Genomic DNA, 21,680 nt, shown 5'->3' on the forward strand with positions numbered 1-21,680 from the left:
CTCAGGCGGCCTGCGACGCCGGCGCCGCGGCGCGGTGCAGCAGCACCGGCACCGATTTCGAGGTCGGCGTGTTGCAGACGTCGCCGACGCTGTCGAGCGGCACGAGCGGGTTCGTCTCCGGATAATACGCGCCGATGCAGCCGCGCGGAATGTCGTACTCGACCAGCAGGAAGCCGTCGGCGCGCCGCTCGATGCCGTCGTGCCACACCGTTTCCATGTCGACCCAGTCGCCGGCCTTCAGGCCGAGCATCGCGAGATCGTCCGGATTGGCGAACACGACGCGGCGCTGGCCGAACACGCCGCGATAGCGGTCGTCGAGCCCGTACACGGTCGTGTTGTACTGGTCGTGGGAGCGGGTCGTCATCAGCGTCATCAGGCGCTCGCCGTGCAGCGCGCGGGCGCGCTGGATCGGCGTGTCGGTCGGCAGCGCGTGCGCGATGAAGTTGGCCTTGCCCGTGGGCGTGAGCCATTCGCGGTCGCGCGACGCGACGCGCAGGTGGAAGCCGCCCGGCTTCGCGATGCGCGCGTTGTAGTCGTAGAAGTCGTCGAGGGTGGCCTCGATCGCGTCGCGGACCTTCGCGTAATCGTCCTTGTACGCGAGCCAGTCGATCTTGTCGCTGCCGAACACCGCGTGGCCGATGTGCGCGACGATCGCCGTTTCCGACATCAGGTTCGGCGAAGCGGGTTTGTTCATCCCGTACGACACGTGCACCATGCTCATCGAATCCTCGACGGTCACGCCCTGCGCCACGTTGTCCTGCAGGTCGATCTCGGTGCGGCCGAGCGTCGGCAGGATCAGCGCGTCCTGGCCGTGGACGAGGTGGCTGCGGTTCAGCTTCGTCGTGATGTGCACGGTGAGCGCGCAGCGGCGCAGGCCTTCCCAGGTGCGCGGCGTGTCCGGCGTCGCCATCGCGAAGTTGCCGCCCAGGCCGATGAACACCTTCAGGTGGCCCTCGAGCATCGCCTCGATCGTCTCGACGACGTCGTAGCCGTGCTCGCGCGGCGGCGCGAAATCGAACACCTTGCCGAGCCGGTCGAGGAACGCCTGCGACGGCTTTTCCTCGATGCCGACCGTGCGGTTGCCCTGCACGTTCGAATGGCCGCGCACCGGGCACAGGCCCGCGCCGGGGCGGCCGATGTTGCCGCGCATCAGCATCAGGTTGGTCAGCATCTGCACGGTCGCGACCGAATGCTTGTGCTGCGTGAGGCCCATCCCCCACGTCGCGATCACGCGCTCGCTGCGTGCGTAGAGCCGCGCGAGGCCGTCGATCTGCTCGTACGACACGCCGCTTTCGGCGGTGAGCGCCGACCAGCTTTCGTTGCGCAGGTCGTCGGCGAACGCGTCGAAGCCGGTCGTATGCTCGGCGATGAACGCGGTGTCGAGTACGCGCGCGGCGCCGTTCTTGCGCGCGTCGTCGTCGAATTCCAGCACGCGCTTCGCGATCCCCTTGATCAGCGCGAAATCGCCGCCGAGGGTCGGCTGGATGAACGTCGACGCGATGTTGGTGCCCGACATCGTCAGCATCTCGATCGGGCTTTGCGGATCCGCGAAACGCTCCAGCCCGCGCTCCTTCAGCGGGTTGATCGACACGATCGTCGCGCCGCGCTTCGCGCATTCGCGCAGCTCGCCCATCATCCGCGGATGGTTCGTCGCGGGGTTCTGGCCGAAGATGAACAGCGTGTCCGCGTGCTCGAAATCGTCGAGCGTGACCGTGCCCTTGCCGACGCCGACCGACGGCGGCAGCCCGCGGCTCGTGGCCTCGTGGCACATGTTCGAGCAGTCGGGGAAGTTGTTCGTGCCGAAGCGGCGCACGAACAGCTGGTACAGGAACGCGGCCTCGTTGCTCGCGCGGCCGGACGTGTAGAACGCGGCCTGGTTCGGGTCGGGCAGCGCGTGCAGGTGGCGGGCGATCAGCGCGTACGCGTCGTCCCATGCGATCGGCACGTAGCGGTCGGTGCGCGCGTCGTAAACCATCGGGTCGGTGAGGCGGCCGTGCTGCTCGAGTTCGTAGTCGGTCTGTTCGAGCAGCTCGGTGACCGTGTGCGCGGCGAAGAACGCGGGCGTCACGCGCTTGCTCGTCGCTTCGGCCGCGACGGCCTTCACGCCGTTCTCGCAGAACTCGAAGGTCGACGCATGCTTGCGGTCGGGCCACGCGCAGCCGGGGCAGTCGAAGCCGTCCGGCTGGTTCTGGCGGAACAGCGTGCGGTAATTGCTGCCGGACACCTTCTCCTTGATCAGGTTGACCGTGACGGCCTTGAGCGCCCCCCAGCCCGCGGCGGGATGGGTGTAAGGCTCGATGCGTGCGTTGGCGGGTTTCTTTTTCATGATGCAGGTGTCGGGGGGAGCGATGGATGCAGGTTACGCGCGGGCCGTTGCACGCTGCGTGTACACCTGTTCATCCCGAAAAAGAGTACAGTTGCGCGAAACTGATGCATTGCAGAACAGAACTGTACGTGTGAAAGCAAAGTGAAAGAGAGCCGCGCGAAGCGCTACGACAAACTGGCCGACGATCTGCAGGCGCAGATCGAGAACGGCGTCTACCGGCCGGGCGAACGGATCCCGTCGGTACGGCAGGCGAGCCGCCAGCACCGGCTCAGCATCACGACCGTGCTGCGGGCCTACCTGGTGCTCGAAAGCCGCGGGCTGATCGAAAGCCGGCCGCAGTCCGGCTATTTCGTGAAGGCGCGCACCGGGCGCGACGCCGTGCCCGAGCTGCACCTGTCGACGCCGGTGGCGACGTCGTCGGCCGTCGACGTGAGCCGGCTCGTGCTGTCGACGCTGCGCTCGATCGCGCGCGACGACGCGGTGCCGCTCGGCTCGCCGTACCCCGACGCGACGCAGTTTCCGGTGCAGCGGCTCGCGCGGCATGCGCAGGCGATCGCGCGGCGGCGCACCCGCTGGGGCGTGATCGACGACCTTCCGCCGGGCAACCAGGAGCTGATCCGGCAGATCGCGCGGCGCTACCTGGAAAGCGGGATTCCGGTGGAGCGCGACGAGATCGTCGTGACGATCGGTGCGACGGAGGCGATCAACCTGTGCCTGCAGGCGGTCGCGCGCCCGGGCGACACGATCGCCGTGGAATCGCCGACGTTCTACGCGATGCTGCACGCGATCGAACGCATGGGCATGCGCGCGATCGAGGTGCCGACCCATCCGGACGACGGCATCGATATCGACGCGCTCGCGCAGATTCTCGAACGCGAGCCGATCGCCGCCTGCATGGTGATGCCGAATTTCCAGAATCCGCTCGGCTTCCAGATGTCCGACGCGCGCAAGCGCGCGCTCGTCGAACTGCTCGCGAAGCATCGGGTGCCGGTGATCGAGAACGACGTCTACCAGGAGCTGTACTACGGCGACGCGCGGCCCAGCGCGTTGAAGTCGTTCGACCGGGAAGGGCTCGTGCTGCACTGCGCGTCGTTCTCGAAGAGCCTGTCGCCCGGCTACCGGATCGGCTGGGCGATGCCCGGGCGGTATCGCGACCAGGTCGAGAAGCTGAAATTCCTGAACACGCTCGCGACGCCGGTGACCGAGCAGCTCGCGATCGCCGAATACTTGAAGCACGACGGCTACGACTTCCACCTGCGGCGGATTCGCAAGCAGTACGCGCAGCAGGCGAACCTGATGAGCGCGATGGTGCGGCGCTTCTTCCCGGAAGGCACGCGGCTGTCGCACCCGCAGGGCGGCTACGTGCTGTGGGTCGAGCTGCCGCCGCAGGTCGACGCGATGCGGCTGTACCAGCTCGCGCTCGCGCAGCGCATCACCGTCGGGCCCGGCCACATGTTCTCGGCCGGCGGGAGCTACCACCATTTCATCCGGCTGAATTACAGCTATCCGTGGTCCGTGCAGATCGAGCAGGCGCTGAAGACGCTCGGGCGGCTGGCCGGGGAGTGCGCGAGCGGGTGAGGCGCGCGCCGCGGGTTGCGTTCGCGTGCTTCGGCGCGTCGCGTCACCGGTGGGTCGCCGCCGATGCGGCCACGGCTGCGCGGCGCTTATTCCGGATACGCGTCGTGGATTTTGAGGTTCGCGAGCCGGAAGATCGTGCGCAGCGTCTGCGGATGGATTTCCCGGCGCGCAGCGAGCGACGACAGGATGTAGTCGAGCACCTTCGCATACTTGAGCAGCACGAGCCCGGACTCGAGATCGGCATGGCCGGCGCGCATGCGTTCGGCCATCTGCAGCATGTCGGCCGACAACGTGTGCGCCATGTGGATTTCCATGCGTTGTTTTTCGCTCCAGGCTGCTTCCGGTTGCTCGAGCAACCGGTTCATGAACGCCTGGAATTGCGCATCTGACTGATTCGGCAGCGCACCCATAGTGACCCCGTTGTGTTTTTTTGCGAGCGCGTCCGTGGACGGGCCCTGCGGTTTCCCCGTATCCGCGCCGATCGCTGCGCGGTGCTTGTGCCGGACGGGATGCAGAATCCGTACCAGCGTCGCCGGCCGCGCGCGGCGCAGGCGGCGCGCGCGGCCCGGCAACGGCCGCCGGCGCTTGCCGGCCGGCGGTTCGGCGCAACGCGCGCGCGGATGCAACGGCCCGTGTGCGGCGTGCGACGGCGGCCGGAATGCGGCCGGATGGGCGAAATCGTTCACGGATGTAACGTAACGGCGGGAACAGCGCGTATGCGCGGCGGCGATGCGCGCGCCGATCGATCGGCATCGACGGCTGCCGGGCAGGGGCGCGTTTTCCCGGATCGAACCGTCGCAGCATTGATGGGCGGCGCATTCCGGCAGCACGATCAGGGGCGGCGAAGCATCCGCCCGGTCAAGCAGGCTTCGTGAAAGCAACGCGATCGGCGCTGGCGATTCGCGACGGGGTGGCCCGAAGGTTTCAGGCTTGTATCGTCTTCATCGGGCACGAATGCGGCGACGCCGGAACCCCCCGCACACGAGATGGTCCATACATCTATTGCCCTTCTTCAAGGGGACGCAAAATGGCTGCCATGCAACCCGGGGCCACGCCCCTCTCCGACGAGGAGGCCCGGCGCCAGTTGCGCCGCGCCGTCGTCGCCAGCACGGTCGGCACGACGATCGAATGGTATGACTTCTTTCTCTACAGCACGGTCACCGGCCTCGTCTTCGCAAAGCTGTACTTCCCCCAATCCCACCCGCTCGTCGGCACGCTGCAGGCCTTCCTGATCTATGCGGTCGGCTTCGTCGCGCGGCCGGTCGGCGCCGCGATCTTCGGCCATTACGGCGATCGCATCGGGCGCAAGGCCACGCTGATCGTCACGCTGCTGCTGATGGGGCTCGCCACCTTCGCGGTGGCCTTCGTGCCGACCTATGCGGCGATCGGCATCTGGGGCGCGGTCGCGCTCACGGTGCTGCGCTTCATCCAGGGTGTCGGTGTCGGCGGCGAATGGGGCGGCTCGGTGCTGATGTCGATGGAATGGGCGCGCACCAACGCGCACCGCGGTTTCGTGGCCGCCTGGCCGCAGTTCGGCGTGCCGGCCGGGCTGTTCCTCGCGAATCTGGCGGTGCTCGCGATGAGCTGGATCTCCGGCAGCGCATTCCTGACGTGGGGCTGGCGCGTGCCGTTCCTCCTGAGCATCGTGCTGGTCGCGATCGGCCTCTACATCCGCCTGAACATTCTCGAGACGCCGATCTTCGCGCGGCTGCTGGCCGAGCACCGGATCGAGAAGGCGCCGATGCTCGAAGTGATCCGTCGCCAGCCGAAGGACATCGTGCTTTCCGCGTTCGCGCGGATGGCCGAGCAGGCGCCGTTCTACATCTTCACGGCCTTCGTGTTCACCTACGGCGTGTCGACGCTGGGCGCGTCGCGCAACCTGCTGCTGATCGCGGTGCTCGCGGCGTCGGTGGTCGAGTTCGTCACCATTCCGCTGTTCGGCCACGTGTCCGACGTGATCGGGCGGCGGCGAATGTACATGATCGGCGCGGCCGTCGCCGGGCTGTTCGGTTTCCTTTATTTCGCGATGGTCGATACCCGGGATCCGGTGCTGATCTTCGCGGCCATCGTGCTGTCGCTGGTGCCGCACGCGATGATGTACGGGCCGCAGGCCGCGCTGATCGCCGAGTCGTTCACCGGGCGGCTGCGCTACAGCGGCGCGTCGCTCGGCTACCAGCTGGCGTCGGTGATCGCGGGCGGGCCCGCGCCGCTGATCGCGACCGCGCTGTTCGCCTACTACCATTCGGGCTACGCGATTGCGGCGTACGTGCTGGTGTGCGCGGCGATCAGCCTGATCGCGGCGTCGCGGCTCGGGGATTACACCAACAAGGACATTTCGCGGGAATACGACGACGTGCACGGCGGGCATGCTCCGCCGGTCGCGTGACGTCCTCGCGACGCCCGCAGCGGCGCCGATCGTTCGCGCGCGTGGCCGGCGCGCGCGCCGAACGATGCGGCCGACGTGATCACCCGAGGAATTCCAGCGCGCCCGTGCCGAGGTTGTACATCGCGCCGACGATCCTGATCTTGCCGCCGGCTTCGAGCTCGGCGAGCACCGGGCTGTCGCGGCGGATGCCGGCGAGGGTCAGCTCGACGTTCTTGCGCGCGACGGCGTCCACGAACGCGTAGTTCGTCGCGGTCCGCTCGCCGTCGTACCGGGTGGCCTGCACCGCGGGCTTGATCTTCGCCAGCAAGCCGGTGAGATTGCCGAGCTCGGCATCGGCAATCGCGCCCTTGATCGCGCCGCACGCAGTGTGTCCCATCACGACGACGACTTTCGCGCCGGACAGCTTGCACGCGAATTCCATGCTGCCGAGGATGTCGCTGTTCCCGATATTGCCCGCGACGCGGCAGTTGAAGATGTCGCCGATCCCGAGATCCATGATCACTTCCGCGGGCGCGCGCGAGTCGATGCAGCTGAGCAGCACGGCCGCGGGATACTGCCCGCTCGCGCTGGCGCGCTGTTCGCGAAGGTAGTTGCGGGCCTTGCGTTCGCCTTTCTGGAAGCGCGCGTTGCCTTGCTTCATCACCTCGATGATCTGTTCCGGCGTCATGCGCTCGCGCTGTGCCTTCGTCAACGCATCGGCGCGCGCCGTCAGCACGGCAAGCGGGCCGGCGGCGAACCCGGCCACCGACGCGGCGCCGGCGAGCCGCAGAAAGTGACGGCGGCCCGAATGGCCGTAATGCTTCGGATATTCGAAGGTGTCGCACATGGGGTTGTTCCTCTTCCTGGGCGACCGGCTCGCGCTGCCCGGCGTCGGATTGAACCACTATAGCCCGCGGCCTGCGGGGTTCAAGCGAATCGCGCGACGCACCTTGCACGCGTTTCTCGACAGACGAATGCGTCGTGACGCGATTGGGGAAAGCGACGTTTTTCGCCCACCTGCGATTGCCTACACTCAATAGCAGCGGGTGAGGACGAACCCCGCGACGATCAGGGAGCGGAAATGAATGCCACGGAAGCAGCTTCGACCGACGCGATCGCGGTCGGGGAATTGATCATTCGATATCTGGTAGACGGAACGGCGACCGGCGGAATCGGCGTATTCGAGCTGACCGTGCCGCCGGGCGCGCAGGTTCCGCCGCCGCACAGCCACGCGCGGAACGAGGAGTGCGTGTACGCGTTGTCGGGGACGCTGCGCTACTCGGTCGACCGTGTCGTGCGAGAACTCTCGCCCGGCGACTGCATGTTCACGCCGCGCGGCTCGGCCCATTACTTCAGCAATCCCCATGAGGAAACCGCGCGTGCGCTGGTCGTCATGTCGCCCGACATCGGCGCGCGGTATTTCCGCGACATCGCGGCGGTCGTAAAGGCGGGCGGGCCGCACAACCGTGAACGGCTCGTCGAGGTGATGGTGCGCTACGGGCTGGCGCCCGCGAAGCCGGCGATGTGAACGCCTGCGCGGCCGCCGGCACGAATCGTCAGCGCATTTCGCGAGCGCCGGCCGGCGCGACCGAACCGCGCTCAGGCATCGAGCGTATCGAGCCGCGCGACGATCTCCCGCGCCGACGCCGTCTCGCCGAGCCGCGGGAAAATCCGCGCGATGCTGTTCGCGTGCGCATCCGCGTTCAGGTCGGTCATCGCGTCGACGGCGAGCGTCACGTTGTAGCCGAGTTCGAACGCGTGGCGCGCGGTCGACTCGACGCCGATGCTCGTCGCGATGCCGGCCAGCACGACCTGCGTGACGCCCGCGGCCCGCAGGTGCGCGTCGAGGCCGGTGGCGGTGAACGCGCCCCAGGTGCGCTTGGTCACGACATGGTCGTTCGGTTGCCGGTTCAGTTCGGGCACGAGCTCGGCCCAGTCCGGCGGCAGCGGCCCCTTGAGGCCCGGCTGCATCGTGCGGCCCGGCGCGCCGCCGGCCACGTTCACGAGCACGACCGGCAGGCCCCGGCGGCGGAACGCGCCGGCCAGCTCGGCGGCGCGCTCGATGACGTCGGCGGCCGGATGCGCGGTGGGGAGGGCGGCGATGCCTTTCTGAAGATCGATGACGATCAACGCCGAATTCGAATCGAGGGCGATTGCGCTCATGGACGACTCCTGTAGGGGCGACGGGAGCATGGCGGCACGCGTGCCGCCTGCGGGATTCACGACTCGCCGAGCCGCCTGATCAGCGGGATCGCGGCGGCGAGCGTGTGCATCTCTTCGGGGTCGAGCCTGGCGAGCGCGGCCTGGAGCCATGCGCGCTTCGCGACGGTGCGCTGCTGCCGCTCGTCGATGCCGGCGCGGGTCAGCAGGAACAGGATCTGGCGCCCGTCGGTCGGATGCGGCTCGCGCTGCACGAGCCCCTCGTTCTCGAGGCTCGCGAGGATCGTCTTCATCGACTGCGGTTTCATCGACTCGGCGCGGGCGAGCTCGGCGGTCGTCATCGGCCCGTTCTGCTCGAGGCGCGCGAGTGCGCTCAATTGCGACAGCGTCAGCCCGCTCGAATCGACCTCGGAGCGCAGCCGGCGGATGAGCTGCCCGACGGCCAGCGTCAGGTCGTCGACGACGGTTTCGGCGCAAGCGCCGGTTTTGCGTGAGCGTGTCATGGGCGGATCATAGAAGAACGCAGTTTAACTTGCAAGTTAAACTGTCGATTTGCGCGAGGCGGGCGATCGCCCGAAAGGGTTGTGTCGGCGCTGCCGCTCGATGAAGGGAAAGGGTGGCGCTAGTCGCGTCCGGCCGGCGTGACGAGCGTGACCTGATCGTGGCGCGGCGTCGCGTTCTCGTGCAGCAGGTCGCCGATGTACTGCGCGAGCTCGTCCGCAGGGATCGCATCCGGAATCTGCAGGTTCGCGCGGCGCCGCTTGCCTTCGGTGCCGAGATCGAACACTGCCCAGCGATCCCGTTCGCGCACCACCGCAATCAGTCGTCCGAACGCGTTGAAGCGGTATTCGTCCTTCATTGCATCGCTCCCGAGGGTTGATCGATTCGCGTGTACCAGCCAGGTCACATCAGCGAGCAGGCGAGCCAGCGGTGGATCGTCTGCGCATCGCGCGTCACGCCGGCGCGCGTCGGCGCGCCGAGCAGCACGATGGTTTCCGGGCGGCCGTGCACGTGCATGCGCATCACGACGCCGTGGCCGGCCTCGTTGATGAAGCCGGTCTTCTGCACCTGGATGGGCCACTTGCTGTAGCGTACCAGCGGATCGGAGTTCACATAGCGCAGCGTGCCGCGGCCGGGCTGCACGGTGCCCGACCTGGCCGTCGAGAAGCGCCGGATCAACGGATCGCGCGCGGCGGCGTCGACGAGCCGAGCGAGTTCCTCGGCGGTCGACACGTTGCGTGGCGACAGGCCGGTCGCCTCGTGAAAGTGCGTGCGGCGCATGCCGAGCCGGCGTGCTTCCCGGTTCATCGCGGCGACGAACGCGGGGCGGCCGCCCGGATAGTCGCGGCTCAGCGCCGCCGCCGCGCGGTTCTCCGACGACATCAGCGCGATGCGGTGCATGTCGCGGCGCGACAGCGTCGAGCCCACCGACAGCCGCGAATGCGTGAACTTGATCGCGTCGCGATCGTGCGCGGTCACGCGCAGCATGCCGTCCAGCGGGCGGCCCGCATTGCGCGCGACGACCGCCGTCATCAGTTTCGAGATCGACGCAATCGGCCGTACCGTGCGCGCGTTGCGAGCCAGCAGCGGCGTGCCGGTGCGCACGTCGAGCACGTAGACGGCGCGTGAATGCAGCGCATTGACCGCGCGCGGGCTGTAGCCGCAACTCGCAAGCAGGCGGGGCCCGGGCGCCGCGCGACGGCGGGCGGGCAACGCGCGCTTCGTGCGGTGCGCATGCCGCGCGGGCGCGATGTGCGGCTTGGCCGCGTGATGGCGCATACGAGGGCGGCGATGTTTGGCGCGCCTGGCGTGCGCGGCCGGCTTCTTCAGCTTGGCTGCCGTCACGTGGCGCTGGGCGGGGCGGTGTTCGACGCGGTGCGCGGACGCGTTCGACATGAGCGCGCACAGCAGGATCGACGCGATGATGAGTAGAAAGGTCCGGGCGCGGGGCGCGCGCGCGTGGGTGCCAGACAAGCGGCAATCTCCTGGTTTCACTCGGGCGAGGGCGCCGCGCCGTGCGCGCGGCGGCGAAAGGGTGCAGGGGATTATAAGGTCGATTGCGCGGGCAACGATCCGGGGCGCTTCATCGCGGCGCGCACGAACGACACGAAGCGCAGCGTCACGGGGTCGTCGCGCATGGACGGCCACGCGAGCCCGACGCGCCATTTCGCGTGCCGGCCGGGCAGCGGCAGCACCGTTGCGTCGCGCAGCAGATGCTGCGCGCGCGAAGGAATGAACGCGACGCCGACGCCCGCGGCGACCGACGTGAGCACCGACTGCACGTCCTCGGCCTGCTGCGTCACGTTCGGCACGAAATGGCGTTCGACGCACCACCGGTCGACCTGCGCGGCGAGCCCGGCGCCGCGCGCACGCTGCAGCGCGATGAAGCCGATTTCGTTGAGTGCCTCGAGATTCGCCGGCAGGCGCGTGTATCGCAGGTGCGGCGGCAACGCGAGCGCGAGCGATTCGTCGACCATCTTGAACGACGACAGGCCTTCGCCCGGCGGCAGGCGCATGAAGCCGGCGTCCAGCTTGCCGGCCAGGATGCGGCGCGTCTGCTCGGCGGAAGACAGGTCGCTCAGCGTGACGGCAACCTCCGGATGCTGGCGCCGGAACTCGGCGATGAGCCGCGGCACGATCGTCAGCACCGACAGGCAGATGCCGATGCGCAGGTGGCCGCGCCGGCCGCTGCTGGCTTCCCGCGCGCGCATCAGGATGTCGTCCGCGTCGCGCACCAGCGCCTGCGCGTCGGACAGGAAGCGCTCGCCGAACGGCGTGAGCTCCGCGCCGTGCCGGCCCCGTTCGAACAGCTTGCCGCCGAGGCTGGATTCCAGCGCGCCGATCTGCTTGCTGAGCGCCGGCTGGCTCATGTGCAGCGCTTCCGCCGCGCGGCTGAAATGGCGCAGCTCGGTCACCGTCAGGAACGTTCTGAGCAGTTTCAATTCCATTCTTGAAAGGAATCGTATCGGTCAAAACATTCATTTTACGGATCGAACGGCCGCGTGTTCAATACGGGCATGTCCTTGCCGAAACTCCTCGCCATGTCGCCTTGTCATTCGATGTCCGGTCCGGCCGATGCGGCCGGCGAACCTGCCGCCGCGGCCGGCGGCGAACCCGGCGCCGCGCCTGCCGCCAATGCCGCGCCGCGCAACGGACGCGGCCGGCGCGTGCGCTTCGGAGATGCAATACCCGACGCGCCGCCGCGCGCGGCGACGGGTTCGATCGCGATCAGCTTCGCCGTCGTATCGCGCCGGCACTGGCCGCGATGAATGCGGGCGCGTGATCGCCATGCAGTCGCAGTGGAAGCGGTATAGTGTGTCCGCCATTGTCGTCCGGCTCACGCCGGCGCAGTGTGATGGCCGGCAGGATGCCGGGCTGTATCTTGTCGAATGCCACGTTCGCGCTCTCTGCCACACGGAACCGATGACCACCGAACAAAACGAAGACGACCTCGACCCTGCGCTCGTCGCGATCCTCGCGTCGCTTTACGAAGCGGCGAACGATCCCGCCGGCAAGCCGTGGTCGCTGCCCAAGCTCGCGAAGCGCGTGCAATTGCCGATGAGCACGCTGCGCCGCGTGCTGACCCAGCTCGACGCCGGTGGCCTCACGGTGACGACCTTGCACGAAGACGGCACGGGCAGCGCCGCGCTGACCGCCGAAGGGCGCGCGCTGTGCGCACAGCTTTTCGACGCGGGATGAAAAATGGCGGGCTGCCGAAGCAGCCCGCCATCGGATCACGCGCAGTGCCGGCGCGTCACCAGCGCGCCGTCAATCCCGCCATCACCGAATGGTCGTAGGTCTGGTCGTTCAGCCCGCGGCGATATCCGACGTCGAGATCGAGCCAGCTGACGGGCGAGTAGATCGCGCCCACGATCGCGAACGCCGGGTTCGCACCGGCGCCGCGCTGCGGATTGCGCGACATGCCGACGTCGACCGCCAGCTGCAGCCGGTCCGTCGCGTGGTAGAGCGCCGCGCCGGACACCTGCCACAGCGATGTCAGTTGATCCTGCCGGTTCGGCTGATACGTGTATCCCGCATTCGCGAGAAACGAAAACCGCGCGACGTCGAACTGCGCGAGCATCGTTGTGCCGGCGCCCACGCGGCCGGTGCCGAGCCCGCGCCGGTCGTCGCCGGTCGGCATCGTCAGCTTCGGCTTGAGCGCCAGGGTGAACGGCCCGTGCTCGACGAAGCGCCATTTCATCCCCACCTCGACGTCGCCGAACCCCGAGCCGTTCTCGTCGGAGCGCGTCTGTACGTGCGTATAGGGCGCGTTGACGTAAATGTCGAGCCGGTCGCCGAACCCGCGCGTCAGCGTCGAATTCCACAGTTGCTGGCGGCCGATGTCCGGCTGCTTCGACGTGGCCTCGGTATTCAGTTCGAGCTGCCAGTGCGCGTTGCCCTGGGTGCTCGTGTCGTCGCTGACGAGCGGATGGGTCGCATGGGCGCCCACCGGCGCGAACAGCGTGCTCGCGACGGCGAGCGGAAGCATCTTTTTCATTGCATCACCTGGGAAGCATGGTGCGCGGCAGGCCCGCTCGTGTTGCACGGGCCTGCCGGCATTCAGAGGGCGGGAATCAGAACCACTGCTTGTAGCGGCGCACGTAGATCGTCTTGACCGTCTGCGCGAGCAGGATGTAGCCGACCATCGTCGCGACGAGCCACAGCCAGTAGCTGCCCGGCAGGTGCATGAAGCCGAGCGCATCCGCGAACGGCGAGAACGGCAGCCAGCAGCCGATCGCGATCGCCGTGACCGTCGACAGCAGCACCGGCAGCGACGCGGTGCTCTGCAGGAACGGAATCTTCTGCGTGCGCAGCAGGTGAACGACGAGCGTCTGCGACACGAGGCTTTCGATGAACCAGCCGGAATTCATCACGACCTGGCCGCCCGCGCCGCCTTGCAGGTGATACAGCGCGCCCGCGCCGAACACGAACCACATCAGCAGGTACGTCGTGATGTCGAACACCGACGACGTCGGCCCGACCCACAGCATGAAGCGGCTGATGTTGCCCGCTTCCCACTTGCGCGGCTTCTTCAGGAACTCGGGGTCCATCTTGTCCCACGGCAGCAGCATCTGCGACGTGTCGTAGACGAGGTTCAGCACCAGCAGCTGCGTCGCGAGCATCGGCTCCCACGGCAGGAACGCGCTGGCGACGAGCACCGAGAACACGTTGCCGAAGTTCGAGCTGGCTGTCATGTTCAGGTACTTGAGGATGTTGCCGAACGTTTCGCGGCCCTTGATCACGCCTTCCTCGAGCACCATCAGGCTTTTCTCGAGCAGGATGATGTCGGCGGTTTCCTTCGCGATGTCCGCGCCGCTGTCGACCGAGATGCCGACGTCGGCGTCGCGCAGCGCGGGCGCGTCGTTGATGCCGTCGCCGAGGAAGCCGACGGTGTGGCCGTTGGCCTGCAGCGCCTTGACGATGCGCGCCTTCTGCAGCGGTGTGAGCTTCGCGAACACGGTCGTGCGTTCGACCACCTGCGCGAGCGTCGCGTCGTCGAGCGCGTCGATCTCGGTGCCGAGCATCGGCTTGCCGGGATTGAGCCCGACCTGGCGGCACACCTTCATCGTGACGGTCGGATTGTCGCCGGTCAGCACCTTCACGGCGACGCCGTTCTCGCGCAGCGCGGCGAGCGCGGGCGCGGCCGATTCCTTCGGCGGATCGAGGAAGGTCAGGAAGCCGCGCACGACGAGGTCGCGCTCGTCGGCGGTGCGATACTGCTCGCGTTCGTCGCCGCGCGGGATCGCACGCGTGGCGAGCACCAGCACGCGGAAGCCGTCCTCGTTGTAGGCGTTCGCCTGTTCGAGCAGCCGCTTGCGGGCGACGAAATCGAGCGGGCGCACGCCGTCCTCGTCCTGAACGTGGGTCGACACCGCGAGCATTTCCTCGACCGCGCCCTTGCAGATCAGCGTATGCGTGCCGCGCGCATCCTCGACGACGACCGACAGCCGGCGCCGCACGAAATCGAACGGCAGCTCGTCGATCTTCTTGTAGCCCTGCGGCTTCACGCGCTCGCCGATCTCGTTCGCGCGGGTGACGATCGCGATGTCGATCAGGTTCTTCTGGCCGCTCTGGTGATGACTGTTCAGCCAGCCGAGCCGGAGGATCTCCTCGTTCTTGTGGCCCGACAGGTCGAGATGGTGCTCGAGGATGATCTTGTCCTGCGTGAGCGTGCCGGTCTTGTCGGTGCACAGCACGTCCATCGCGCCGAAATTCTGCACCGAGTTCAGGCGCTTGACGACGACCTTGCGGCGCGCCATCGCGACCGCGCCGCGCGCGAGGTTCGCGCTGACGATCATCGGCAGCATCTCGGGCGTCAGGCCGACGGCCACCGCGAGCGCGAAGGTGAGGGCGCTGAGCCAGTCGCCCTTGGTCAGCCCGTTGATCATGAAGACGACCGGCACCATCACGAACATGAACTTGATCAGCAGCCAGCTCACGCTCGCGACGCCGCGGTCGAAGCTCGTCTCGATGCGCTTGTGGCTGACGACGTTGCGCGCGAGCGAGCCGAAGTAGGTGTCCTCGCCGGTCGCGACGACCACCGCCGTCGCGGTGCCGCTCACGACGTTGGTGCCCATGAAGCAGACGTTCCCGAGATCGAGCAGCGACAGCGACGCATCGTTCGAGGCGGCCGCGGGCGCATTGGCCGACTTGCCGGAGACTGCGCCGAGCGTGTCGTATTTCTCGACCGGCAGCGCTTCGCCGGTCAGCACGGCCTGGCTGATGAACAGGTCGCGCGACGCGATCAGGCGCACGTCGGCGGGAATCATGTCGCCGGCCGACAGGTGCACGATGTCGCCGGTCACCACCTCGCGCATCGGAATGTCGCGCCGCGTCGGCTCGGCGGTGTCGGCCACCGCGCGCTGCACGGTCGCGGTCGTGCGCACCATTGCCTTGAGCTTCTCGGCAGCGCGCAGCGAGCGGAATTCCTGCACGAAGCGCAGCAGCGCGCTGATCGTCACCATCGTCAGCAGGATCGTCATGCCGACGTAGTCGCGATCGTCGGGCGCCGCGAAGTAGACGTCGGTGCAGAAGCTGATCGCGGCGAGCACCAGCAGCACGTAGACGAACGGGTTGTGGAACGACATCAGCAGCTGGCGAGCCCAGTGCGGCGGCTTGTCGTGTGCGATCTCGTTGGGGCCGTAGTATTGCAGGCGGTCGGCGGCCTGCTCGTAGGTGAGGCCGCGGGTGCTGGCGCCCAGCGCCTTCAGCGTTTCTTCGAGCGGGCGGGCCGCTTCCTGCGCGGCGCGCATGATGTGCGGTGCGGCTTGCCGGCCGGCGCCGCCGGTCTTGATGAAACCGCGTTGCTTCTTGTGAGAGGGGTTGCGTTGCGTCATGTGTTGCTCCTTGCGCGCGAGGCGGCGGGCGGGGCGCGCACGTTATCGACGAACGAACGCTCCCCGCCGCGTCGCGTCGGGCGCGATCGGCTGTTGATCGATGAATGGGGGAACGCTCGCCGGCGCGGCACGCGCGATCAGGCAGGCCGTGCGCGTGCGCGCACCGGCGAGCGGTAATCGACTACTGTCGTCAGAGTTCATTGGCACTCCTGTCGGTCGTGGGCTGGCGGCACGGGCGATCGGTGGCGGTGCGTGCGCGGCGGCACGCACGCCGGACGGCGCGCGAACGGATTGCGCACGCAGCGGTGCTGCGCGCGGCACGAGCGTGCACGGGGCCGCGCGAGCGGTCGCGTGTCGTTCGAAAAAATCGGCGGGAATCTGGCCGGTCAGGCCGGAAGGGCGCCGCATCCTGCTTCCCGGGATGCGGCAGAAGACGAGGCTCTGCGCGTTTTCCTCAGGCAGCAGTCAAGTTGGCCGAGCGCCAACTACAACTCGCATCGGTGTTCACAGAACACTCCAGGTAATTAGACGGGGGCGATGGTAAAGGGTCGCACTGCGAAGCGTCAACCCTTTTTGTCGGACATTTTGCGCGGCAGCCCGGCGAAGCGCGACCCGTCCGGCGGCCGGAAACGAAGCGGGCCTTCGGCATGCCGCCGAAGGCCCGTGCGTGGCCGCGTCGCGGGCGGGGCGTTACTGCACCGCGGCCGTCACGGCGGCGGACGCATCGAGAATGCCGGCGCCCGCCGGGAGCGCCGAGCACGCCGTGCCGGCCGCGAGCTTCGTCGCGCGCGCGCCGCCCTGCAGCTTCTGCTGGATCTGCGCGGGCGTGAGGTTGCCGTTCACGGCGAGCATCAGCGCCGCGACGCCTGACACCTGCGGGGTCGCGAGGCTCGTGCCGTTCGCGACGCCGTAGCCGTCCGCGCCGGGCACGGTCGTCCCCGTGTTCGACGTCGACAGGATGTTGACGCCGGGCGCGCTCAGCGAGACATCGGCGCCGAAGTTGCTGAAGATCGCGCGCCGGCCGCTTGCGTCGTTCGCGCCGACGCTGATCACGCCGCGGCAGTTGGCCGGCTGGTCGAGCGCGGTGGCGAGGCCGTCGTTGCCGGCCGCGACGATGACGGTCACGCCGCGCGCGGTCACGTCGTCGATCGCCTGCTGGAACGTCTGGCTGCACGGGCCGGTGCCGCCGAGGCTCAGGTTGATGATCTTGGCCGGCGTCGGGTTCGTCGGCGCGCCGCTGACCGCGATGCCGGCCGCCCAGCGCATCCCATCGGCGATGTCGCTCGTCACGCCGCCGCACTTGCCGAGCACGCGCACCGGCAGGATCCGGCCGAGCCACGACACGCCGGCGACGCCGATGTTGTTGTTCGCGGTCGCGCCGATGACGCCCGCGACGCGCGTGCCGTGCCAGCTGCTGTTGCTCGGCTCGTTCGCGCAGTGATAGAACGGGCCGCCGACGGTGTCGATTTCCTGTTGCGTGACCCAGTCGCCCGGGTCGGACGCGTCGGCGCTGCGCCCCTGGCCGTTGTTGCTCGTGTGGACGTTGCTGATGAAGCTGTAGCCGGGCAGCAGGTTGCCGGCGAGATCGGGGTGCGAAAGGACGCCGGTGTCGAGCACCGCGGTGACCACGGTCGGCGAGCCTTTGGTGCGGTTCCACGCGGGCGGCACGTTGATGCCGGCCGTCGGGTCGGACAGGTACCACTGCTGGCTGTACGACGGATCGGTCGGAATGTCGCGCACGCGCATCCGGCCGTCCGGTTCCGCATAGTCGACGTCGGCGTCGGCGGCGAACACCTGCGCGAGCGCGGCCGCGTCGGCGGCCGGGATCGACTGGCCGAGCGCGAGCACGGCCGCGCCGCTCGTCATCGTCCGTTCGACCTGGACGTTCAGCTGCGTGCGCCCGGTCGTGCTGGCAAACGCGCGCGCGCTGCCGGCCGGCGCGACCCATTGGCTCATCGCGCGCTGGATCACGGCATCGAAGCGCGACCCGGTGTTGGCGGCCGCCATCGCGTGCGCGGCGCTCGACGTCTTCAGGCGGACGATCAGGTGATCGACCGGCGGCTCGTCGGCCGCGACCGTCATCTGGGCCATTTGCGCAGCGGCTTGCTGCGCCGAGCATGAGTTGCTGTTGTTCGTCGTCGGCGCGGGCGCCGGGGCGGGCGACGGGGCCGGGGCGGGCGCCGGCGCGGCGGCGGACGGCGACGGGCTGCTGTCGCCGCCACCGCCGCCGCATCCGGCGATCGGCAGCAGCGCTGCGGCGGACAGCAGGCCGGCGAGGGCGCGTGCATGGGTCAATCGGGCCACGGCGGGATTGAAACGTTTGGCGTTCATAGTGAACTGGATCCTCGTAGGTAGCCGTTGTGCCGGCGTTGGCGGTCGGGCCGGCGAGGCCCGATGGCCGGCCGCGATGGCGGCGGCTTCGGCGGGCGGTCGGCCTGACTTGTTGTTCTCGGGCGGCCGGGCAACGGTTGCTGCGGCGCGCCATGCACTGGGTAACGGCCGGCGCGGCGGCTTCTTGAGCACGTTTCAAAAGAAAGAATTAGGGTCGCGCAAACGATAGCGTTGCTGCGCACCCGCACGAACACGCGTTTGGAACGAATGATCGGAGGCGGCAGCCGGCGCCCGCGCCACGCACGGCGCGACAAGCCCGGCGGGCGACGGGCGGCGGCGTCGTTGCGGCACTGCGGGAGGACGGCCCGGCGGCCTTTTGGGGGCAGATGTCAGCGGTGCGAGGCCGCCGTCTGCGACGGCGCGCAACGTTGCGCTTTCCCCGATGTGGCGCGATTTTGGCGAGCGTAGGATCGGGGTTCGACCCACTATCCGTCAGGAGACAAGCATGGACCGTCGCTACCGGTGGCTGGCCCTGGCCGTGTCGTTCGCGCTGTCAGGCGCCGCGCACGCGCAGGCACTCACGGGCACGCTGAAGAAGATCAAGGAGACGGGCGTCGTGTCGCTCGGCATCCGCGAATCGTCGGTGCCGTTCTCGTATTCGGACAACCAGCAGAAGAACATCGGCTATTCGCGGGACATCGCGTCGCGCATCGTCGATCAGCTGAAGACGGAGCTGAACCTGCCGGGCCTCGCGGTGAAGGAGATCCCGATCACGTCGCAGAACCGCATTCCGCTGCTGCAGAACGGCACGATCGATTTCGAATGCGGCTCGACGACGAACACGCTCGAGCGGCAGAAGCAGGCCGCGTTCTCGAACAGTATCTTTCTCTACGGCATCCGCTTCAGCACGCGCAAGGATTCCGGCGTGAAGGACTTCGCGGACCTCGCGGGCAAGACGGTCGCGACGACGGCCGGCACGTCGGACGAGCGGCTGCTGCGCAAGCTGAACGAGGAGAAGAACATGAACATGACGATCATCAGCGCGAAGGACCACGCCGAGGCGTTCATGAACGTGACGACCGGGCGCGCGGTCGCGTTCGTGATGGACGAGCCGCTGCTGTACGGCGAACTCGCGAAGGACCGGACGCCGGGCGCCTACACCGTGACGGGCACGCCGCTCGTCCACGAGAACTACGCGTGCATGCTGCGCAAGGACGATCCGGCGTTCAAGCACGTCGTCGACGGCGTGATCGCGAAGCTGCAGACCGCCGGCGACGCGGAGAAGCTCTACAACCGCTGGTTCACGCAGCCGATCCCGCCGAAGGGCATGAACCTGAACTATCCGCTGTCCGCGGAGATGCGGCAGCTGTTCAAGAACCCGACGGATCAGGCGCAGTACTGAGCGGGAAGGGCCGGCCGGGCGCGCGCGATCGTTGCGCGCTCAACGGCCGCCCTGAACATCTCCATGGAGTGATACCGACTATTTGCGCGTAGCCATGCCGTTTCGCCGCGGCGTGCCGATAACTCATGCTGGCTACGATCGAGCGACTGTCGGGGATATTCCATGCACTTCTGGCGCAAGCTTTCCATCCAGAGAAAGCTGGTTTTGAGCATGACCAGCTGCCTGCTGGTCTTTGTGGCGATTTCGAGCGGGCTGAGCGTCCGGCTGATCGGCAGCACCGTGCGCGAGCGCGTCGTGCAGGACGAACTGCCGACCGTGCTGAACAGCATCCGCGCGGACGTGCAGCGCCAGCTCGCCGGGCCGGTCGCCGCGTCGCGGCTGCTGGCAGGCGATGCCTTCCTGCTGCAGTGGGAAGCCGACGGCGAACCCGAGGCCGGCACGCGCAACTGGATGCGGCTCGCGGAGAACGTGAAGGCGCAGCAGAAGGCCGCATCCGTGCAATGGGTGTCGACGGCGAGCGGCAACTACTACACCGAGGGCGGCCTGCAGCGCAAGCTCGGCGACCACGACCGCTGGCTGACGGCGTTCCTCGCGTCCGGCAAGCCGTTCGAAGTCAACATGGATCGCGACGTGACGGCCGGCGGCTACATGATGTTCATCAATGCGCGTGTGGAAAGCGGCGGCAAGCCGCTGGGCGCGTCCGGCATGAGCCTGTCGGTGGACGCGCTGGCGCGGGGCATCGCGGCCTACCGGCTCGGCGAGAGCGGCTTTGCGTACCTCGTGCGCCCGGACGGCGCGATCATGATGCATCGCGATACGTCGCTGATCGACGGCAAGCACTTCCTGACGGAGCAGGCCGGGCTGCCGCGCGACGCGGCCGGCGTGCTGCTGGCCGGCAAGCCGTACGCGTACCTGAGCCATGCGGCGCCGGGCGGCGAGCGCTTCGTCGCCACGTCGTTCATTCCCGAGGTGAACGCGTACGTGGTCGTCGAGGTGCCGGAGGCGGAGCTGCTCGGCCCCGTCACGCGCGCGATCCGCAACGCCGCCGTGGTGGCCGCCGTCGCCGGCATGGGCGTGGCGCTGGCGGTGATCCTGCTGGTCGGCCGCGCGATCGCCGCGCCGATCCGGCGCGCGGCGGACCTGCTCGACGAAATCGCCAGCGGGCAGGGCGACCTGACCCGCCGCATGACGGTCGAGGGGCAGGACGAGATCGGCCAGCTGTCGGACGCGTTCAACCGCTTCGTGTCGTCGCTGGGGACGCTGGTCCACCGCGTGCGGGCGGCGTCCGCGTCGATCGCGACCGGTTCCGCGCAGATCGCGACGGGCAACGCCGATCTCAGCGAGCGCACCGAAGGACAGTCCAGCAACCTGGAGCGGACCGCGTCGTCGATGGAGCAGATCACCGCCGTCGTGAAGAACAACACGGAAACCGCCCGCACGGCGGCCCGGATGATCAACGGCGCGTCCGACGCCGCGGTGCGGGGCGGCCAGGTGGTGGGCGAGGTCGTGGCCACGATGGCGCAGATCAGCGACGCGTCGCAGCGGATCTCCGAAATCATCGTGCTGATCGACAGCATTTCGTTCCAGACCAACATCCTCGCGCTCAACGCGGCGGTGGAAGCGGCGCGCGCCGGCGAGCAGGGCCGCGGCTTCGCGGTCGTGGCCGCCGAGGTGCGCAGCCTCGCGCAGCGCAGCGCGCAGGCGGCCAAGGAGATCAAGGCGCTGATCGAGCACAGCGCGGGGACGGTCAGCGCCGGCTCGCGGCTCGTGGTCGAGGCGGGCGAGGTGATGCGCGACGTGGTGGCGCAGGTGCAGGGCGTCACCACGCTGATGAGCGAGATCGCCGAGGCGAGCCAGGAGCAGAGCGCGGGGATCGACCAGATCGGCGGCGCGGTGCAGTCGCTCGACGAGATGACGCAGCAGAACGCGGCGCTGGTGGAAGAGAGCGCGGCGGCGGCGGAGAGCCTGCGGCAGCAGGCGGCGGACCTGACCCGATTGGTGGCGGCGTTCAAGGTCGATGCGTGACGGCGCCCGCGCCGCCCGGCGGCGGGCGCAGGCCGCACGCGAGCCGGACGGTATGGGATAATGCGCGTTTTGCCCGGAGCGCAGCTCAAGAGGTTGTTCGCAAGGGCGCGCAGGGGCCTTTATTCCCGTGGCCCGCTTCCTTTCCGCGATAATTCT

Annotated in this window: 19 protein-coding genes; 7 read left to right on the forward strand and 12 right to left on the reverse strand. The window is 68.5% G+C overall.

The features are described 5' to 3' along the window. Window position 1: 1 nt before the first annotated feature. Window positions 2-2,326, reverse strand: a complete 2,325-nt coding sequence (locus ABFO07_RS20970; protein ID WP_059993153.1) for an FdhF/YdeP family oxidoreductase — start codon at window positions 2,324-2,326, stop codon at window positions 2-4. 141 nt (window positions 2,327-2,467) lie between these two features. On the opposite strand from ABFO07_RS20970, the gene ABFO07_RS20975 reads away from it, so the two are divergent. Then, window positions 2,468-3,904 (forward strand): PLP-dependent aminotransferase family protein, encoded by a 1,437-nt coding sequence (locus ABFO07_RS20975; RefSeq protein ID WP_347469508.1) that lies wholly within the window; start codon window positions 2,468-2,470, stop codon window positions 3,902-3,904. Window positions 3,905-3,990: 86 nt separating this feature from the next. Here ABFO07_RS20975 and ABFO07_RS20980 read toward each other — a convergent pair whose 3' ends face one another. Then, window positions 3,991-4,314 carry a hypothetical protein gene (locus ABFO07_RS20980; protein WP_059810275.1) on the reverse strand — a complete coding sequence of 108 codons (324 nt, stop codon included), beginning with the start codon at window positions 4,312-4,314 and terminating at the stop codon, window positions 3,991-3,993. Window positions 4,315-4,413: 99 nt separating this feature from the next. Between ABFO07_RS20980 and ABFO07_RS20985 the strand changes: the two genes are divergently transcribed. Both ABFO07_RS20985 and ABFO07_RS20990 read left to right on the forward strand, forming a co-directional pair. Continuing rightward, window positions 4,414-4,779, forward strand: coding sequence for a hypothetical protein (locus ABFO07_RS20985; RefSeq protein ID WP_124490391.1), 366 nt, complete (start codon window positions 4,414-4,416; stop codon window positions 4,777-4,779). A 152-nt stretch (window positions 4,780-4,931) separates the two neighbouring features. Beyond that, complete coding sequence (locus ABFO07_RS20990; protein WP_059565649.1) at window positions 4,932-6,290, forward strand: MFS transporter; 1,359 nt, start codon at window positions 4,932-4,934, stop codon at window positions 6,288-6,290. Between the two features lie 79 nt (window positions 6,291-6,369). Here ABFO07_RS20990 and ABFO07_RS20995 read toward each other — a convergent pair whose 3' ends face one another. After that, complete coding sequence (locus ABFO07_RS20995; protein ID WP_059565650.1) at window positions 6,370-7,116, reverse strand: carbonic anhydrase family protein; 747 nt, start codon at window positions 7,114-7,116, stop codon at window positions 6,370-6,372. 234 nt (window positions 7,117-7,350) lie between these two features. Between ABFO07_RS20995 and ABFO07_RS21000 the strand changes: the two genes are divergently transcribed. Further along, window positions 7,351-7,797 carry a cupin domain-containing protein gene (locus ABFO07_RS21000; protein WP_059565652.1) on the forward strand — a complete coding sequence of 149 codons (447 nt, stop codon included), beginning with the start codon at window positions 7,351-7,353 and terminating at the stop codon, window positions 7,795-7,797. 71 nt (window positions 7,798-7,868) lie between these two features. Here the strand turns inward: ABFO07_RS21000 and ABFO07_RS21005 are convergent, their stop codons facing one another. From ABFO07_RS21005 to ABFO07_RS21025, 5 genes are all read right to left on the reverse strand, one after another. Then, window positions 7,869-8,432 (reverse strand): isochorismatase family protein, encoded by a 564-nt coding sequence (locus ABFO07_RS21005; RefSeq protein WP_059810277.1) that lies wholly within the window; start codon window positions 8,430-8,432, stop codon window positions 7,869-7,871. A gap of 56 nt (window positions 8,433-8,488) precedes the next feature. Beyond that, on the reverse strand, window positions 8,489-8,932 hold the full coding sequence (locus tag ABFO07_RS21010; RefSeq protein WP_059889313.1) for a MarR family winged helix-turn-helix transcriptional regulator: 444 nt from the start codon (window positions 8,930-8,932) through the stop codon (window positions 8,489-8,491). A gap of 119 nt (window positions 8,933-9,051) precedes the next feature. Continuing rightward, window positions 9,052-9,288 (reverse strand): DUF7661 family protein, encoded by a 237-nt coding sequence (locus ABFO07_RS21015; protein WP_059810282.1) that lies wholly within the window; start codon window positions 9,286-9,288, stop codon window positions 9,052-9,054. Window positions 9,289-9,332: 44 nt separating this feature from the next. After that, complete coding sequence (locus tag ABFO07_RS21020; protein ID WP_347469509.1) at window positions 9,333-10,403, reverse strand: serine hydrolase; 1,071 nt, start codon at window positions 10,401-10,403, stop codon at window positions 9,333-9,335. A gap of 71 nt (window positions 10,404-10,474) precedes the next feature. Then, complete coding sequence (locus tag ABFO07_RS21025; protein WP_059883846.1) at window positions 10,475-11,377, reverse strand: LysR family transcriptional regulator; 903 nt, start codon at window positions 11,375-11,377, stop codon at window positions 10,475-10,477. 475 nt (window positions 11,378-11,852) lie between these two features. Here ABFO07_RS21025 and ABFO07_RS21035 point away from each other — a divergent pair, with 475 nt between their 5' ends. Continuing rightward, on the forward strand, window positions 11,853-12,128 hold the full coding sequence (locus tag ABFO07_RS21035) for a hypothetical protein (RefSeq protein ID WP_059810289.1): 276 nt from the start codon (window positions 11,853-11,855) through the stop codon (window positions 12,126-12,128). Window positions 12,129-12,183: 55 nt separating this feature from the next. Here ABFO07_RS21035 and ABFO07_RS21040 read toward each other — a convergent pair whose 3' ends face one another. From ABFO07_RS21040 to ABFO07_RS21055, 4 genes are all read right to left on the reverse strand, one after another. Next, window positions 12,184-12,927, reverse strand: coding sequence for a transporter (locus tag ABFO07_RS21040; protein ID WP_059810291.1), 744 nt, complete (start codon window positions 12,925-12,927; stop codon window positions 12,184-12,186). Window positions 12,928-13,003: 76 nt separating this feature from the next. Next, entirely contained in the window at window positions 13,004-15,766 is a 2,763-nt protein-coding gene (mgtA, locus tag ABFO07_RS21045) for a magnesium-translocating P-type ATPase (RefSeq protein WP_059565659.1), read from the reverse strand. 42 nt (window positions 15,767-15,808) lie between these two features. Beyond that, window positions 15,809-15,967, reverse strand: coding sequence for a hypothetical protein (locus ABFO07_RS21050; protein WP_176118411.1), 159 nt, complete (start codon window positions 15,965-15,967; stop codon window positions 15,809-15,811). A gap of 489 nt (window positions 15,968-16,456) precedes the next feature. After that, on the reverse strand, window positions 16,457-18,097 hold the full coding sequence (locus ABFO07_RS21055) for a S8 family peptidase (RefSeq protein ID WP_059961897.1): 1,641 nt from the start codon (window positions 18,095-18,097) through the stop codon (window positions 16,457-16,459). A 505-nt stretch (window positions 18,098-18,602) separates the two neighbouring features. On the opposite strand from ABFO07_RS21055, the gene ABFO07_RS21060 reads away from it, so the two are divergent. Both ABFO07_RS21060 and ABFO07_RS21065 read left to right on the forward strand, forming a co-directional pair. Next, window positions 18,603-19,499 carry a glutamate/aspartate ABC transporter substrate-binding protein gene (locus tag ABFO07_RS21060; RefSeq protein WP_059810295.1) on the forward strand — a complete coding sequence of 299 codons (897 nt, stop codon included), beginning with the start codon at window positions 18,603-18,605 and terminating at the stop codon, window positions 19,497-19,499. A 162-nt stretch (window positions 19,500-19,661) separates the two neighbouring features. After that, a complete protein-coding gene (locus ABFO07_RS21065; RefSeq protein WP_059883851.1) occupies window positions 19,662-21,524 on the forward strand; it encodes a methyl-accepting chemotaxis protein in 1,863 nt (620 codons plus the stop codon). Window positions 21,525-21,680: the final 156 nt, after the last annotated feature.

The sequence above is a fragment of the Burkholderia stagnalis genome (genome assembly GCF_039848545.1).
Lineage (GTDB): Bacteria > Pseudomonadota > Gammaproteobacteria > Burkholderiales > Burkholderiaceae > Burkholderia > Burkholderia stagnalis.